The sequence below is a fragment of the Jiella pacifica genome (assembly GCF_010500815.1).
Lineage (GTDB): Bacteria > Pseudomonadota > Alphaproteobacteria > Rhizobiales > Rhizobiaceae > Jiella > Jiella pacifica.
In genome coordinates, this window is the sequence record NZ_JAAAMG010000052.1 from 1 (window position 1) to 2,678 (window position 2,678).

The 2,678-nt window shown below is 57.2% G+C and carries 2 tRNA genes and 1 rRNA gene; all 3 read left to right on the top strand.

Going from position 1 to position 2,678, the window contains the following annotated elements:
- Window positions 1–366 precede the first annotated feature (366 nt).
- The 3 genes from GTK09_RS26845 to GTK09_RS26855 all read left to right on the top strand — a co-directional run bounded on the left by GTK09_RS26845 (window position 367) and on the right by GTK09_RS26855 (window position 2,593).
- Window positions 367–1,852: ribosomal RNA gene (locus GTK09_RS26845) — 16S ribosomal RNA — on the top strand.
- Window positions 1,853–2,203: 351 nt separating this feature from the next.
- A tRNA-Ile gene (locus GTK09_RS26850) sits at window positions 2,204–2,280 on the top strand.
- Between the two features lie 237 nt (window positions 2,281–2,517).
- Window positions 2,518–2,593: transfer RNA gene (locus GTK09_RS26855), tRNA-Ala, on the top strand.
- The last annotated feature ends 85 nt before the right edge of the window (window positions 2,594–2,678 follow it).

The window sequence follows — 2,678 nt, forward strand, 5'->3', positions numbered from 1 at the left end:
CGTGCTCTTTGACATTGTTGGTAGTAGAGACAAGAAAGAGAAGCGTGGGCGGCGCGGGATCTGCGGCTCATGGATTGATCGGAGTGATCTGATTGGTTTGTGAGTTCTGGAGACAACCAAGTCGTTACATGTTTCTTGGATGAGAATTGTTTCTCTGGTCTGTTTGACGGATTTGCCGGATCTTCGGGTTTGGCGGGTCGTCGTGGGCTGGAGGACGACGGCATCCTTTGTCGCCTGATCTCGCAGGATTGCGGGTCGGGCCTTTGGTCGTCCTCAAGGCTTTCGGGCTTTGGGATGGCCGGGCAGGGTGTCGAGAAGATTCTCGTCAAGCTTTGAGAACAGTGACGGCTAGGACAATCTCTTATCAAACCTGAGAGTTTGATCCTGGCTCAGAACGAACGCTGGCGGCAGGCTTAACACATGCAAGTCGAACGCATCCTTCGGGGTGAGTGGCAGACGGGTGAGTAACGCGTGGGAATGTACCTTTTGCTACGGGATAGCTCCGGGAAACTGGAATTAATACCGTATGTGCCCTACGGGGGAAAGATTTATCGGCAAAGGATCAGCCCGCGTTGGATTAGCTAGTTGGTGGGGTAATGGCCTACCAAGGCGACGATCCATAGCTGGTCTAAGAGGATGATCAGCCACATTGGGACTGAGACACGGCCCAAACTCCTACGGGAGGCAGCAGTGGGGAATATTGGACAATGGGCGCAAGCCTGATCCAGCCATGCCGCGTGAGTGATGAAGGCCCTAGGGTTGTAAAGCTCTTTCAGTGGGGACGATAATGACGGTACCCACAGAAGAAGCCCCGGCTAACTTCGTGCCAGCAGCCGCGGTAATACGAAGGGGGCTAGCGTTGTTCGGAATTACTGGGCGTAAAGCGCACGTAGGCGGACTTTTAAGTCAGGGGTGAAATCCCGGGGCTCAACCCCGGAACTGCCTCTGATACTGGAAGTCTCGAGTGTGGTAGAGGTGAGTGGAATTGCGAGTGTAGAGGTGAAATTCGTAGATATTCGCAGGAACACCGGTGGCGAAGGCGGCTCACTGGACCACAACTGACGCTGAGGTGCGAAAGCGTGGGGAGCAAACAGGATTAGATACCCTGGTAGTCCACGCCGTAAACGATGGAAGCTAGCCGTTGGGGGATTTATCCTTCGGTGGCGCAGTTAACGCTTTAAGCTTCCCGCCTGGGGAGTACGGTCGCAAGATTAAAACTCAAAGGAATTGACGGGGGCCCGCACAAGCGGTGGAGCATGTGGTTTAATTCGAAGCAACGCGCAGAACCTTACCAGCTCTTGACATGCCACGACGGTTACCGGAGACGGTTTCCTCCCTTTGGGCGTGGACACAGGTGCTGCATGGCTGTCGTCAGCTCGTGTCGTGAGATGTTGGGTTAAGTCCCGCAACGAGCGCAACCCTCGCCCTTAGTTGCCAGCATTCAGTTGGGCACTCTAAGGGGACTGCCGGTGATAAGCCGAGAGGAAGGTGGGGATGACGTCAAGTCCTCATGGCCCTTACGGGCTGGGCTACACACGTGCTACAATGGCGGTGACAGTGGGCAGCCAACCAGCGATGGTGAGCTAATCCCAAAAAGCCGTCTCAGTTCGGATTGCACTCTGCAACTCGGGTGCATGAAGTTGGAATCGCTAGTAATCGTGGATCAGCATGCCACGGTGAATACGTTCCCGGGCCTTGTACACACCGCCCGTCACACCATGGGAGTTGGTTCTACCCGAAGGCGTTGCGCTAACTCAGCAATGAGAGGCAGGCGACCACGGTAGGGTCAGCGACTGGGGTGAAGTCGTAACAAGGTAGCCGTAGGGGAACCTGCGGCTGGATCACCTCCTTTCTAAGGACGATCCTTCACGGCGTTCGGTCCATCAGGCCTTCGGGTCTGGTTCGCCGGACCTCCCGTATCGGATTGTTTTGGAACAAGGCGTCGATAAGTCAGTCGATGCCGCGCATACACGAAGCGCTTATGAAGCTGGACGACGAACCCTGCCTGTGGCTTGCCGCAGGATGGGGCAAGGAAACCAGCCTAGGGCGTGAAGGGCAGAGCCCCGCCGCCTTCGTTTCTCTTTCTTGTCAGGATGATGAATATCTGCCGAGCCTATCAGCAGCCGGTCGGTCGCATCTCCGTCATGTCTCTTCGATATGACGGATGAAGACGATCGCCGAAGGTTGCGGACCACACCGGTTCGGGCCCGTAGCTCAGTTGGTTAGAGCGCACCCCTGATAAGGGTGAGGTCGGTAGTTCGAATCTACCCGGGCCCACCATTTTGGTGAGGCGTCCGATCGAGGATTGCAGCGTTGTGCCGACCAAAATGGTGGGCCCGGGCAGCTTTCCTTGTCTGTCTGTCCTCGCTTCGCTGCGGGCAGACGGGGCCGGGCCCACCGGGTTGCGGCTGCAAGGGCGCCTTGTCGTGAAAGCCTGGCGCCTCTTCGGTAGGCCGAACGGCCGTCGGACCTTTGGTCCGCCCTCGCGGAGCGCCTCGCGCGTGAGCGAAAACAAACGGGGCCTTAGCTCAGCTGGGAGAGCATCTGCTTTGCAAGCAGAGGGTCATCGGTTCGATCCCGATAGGCTCCACCACTCGCTGTCGTTCGTGGTGTCGCCAATCGGTTTTGTCACTTTGTCCGTCCTCGTCTCTTCGAGACTGCAGGCAGACGGGGGGGNC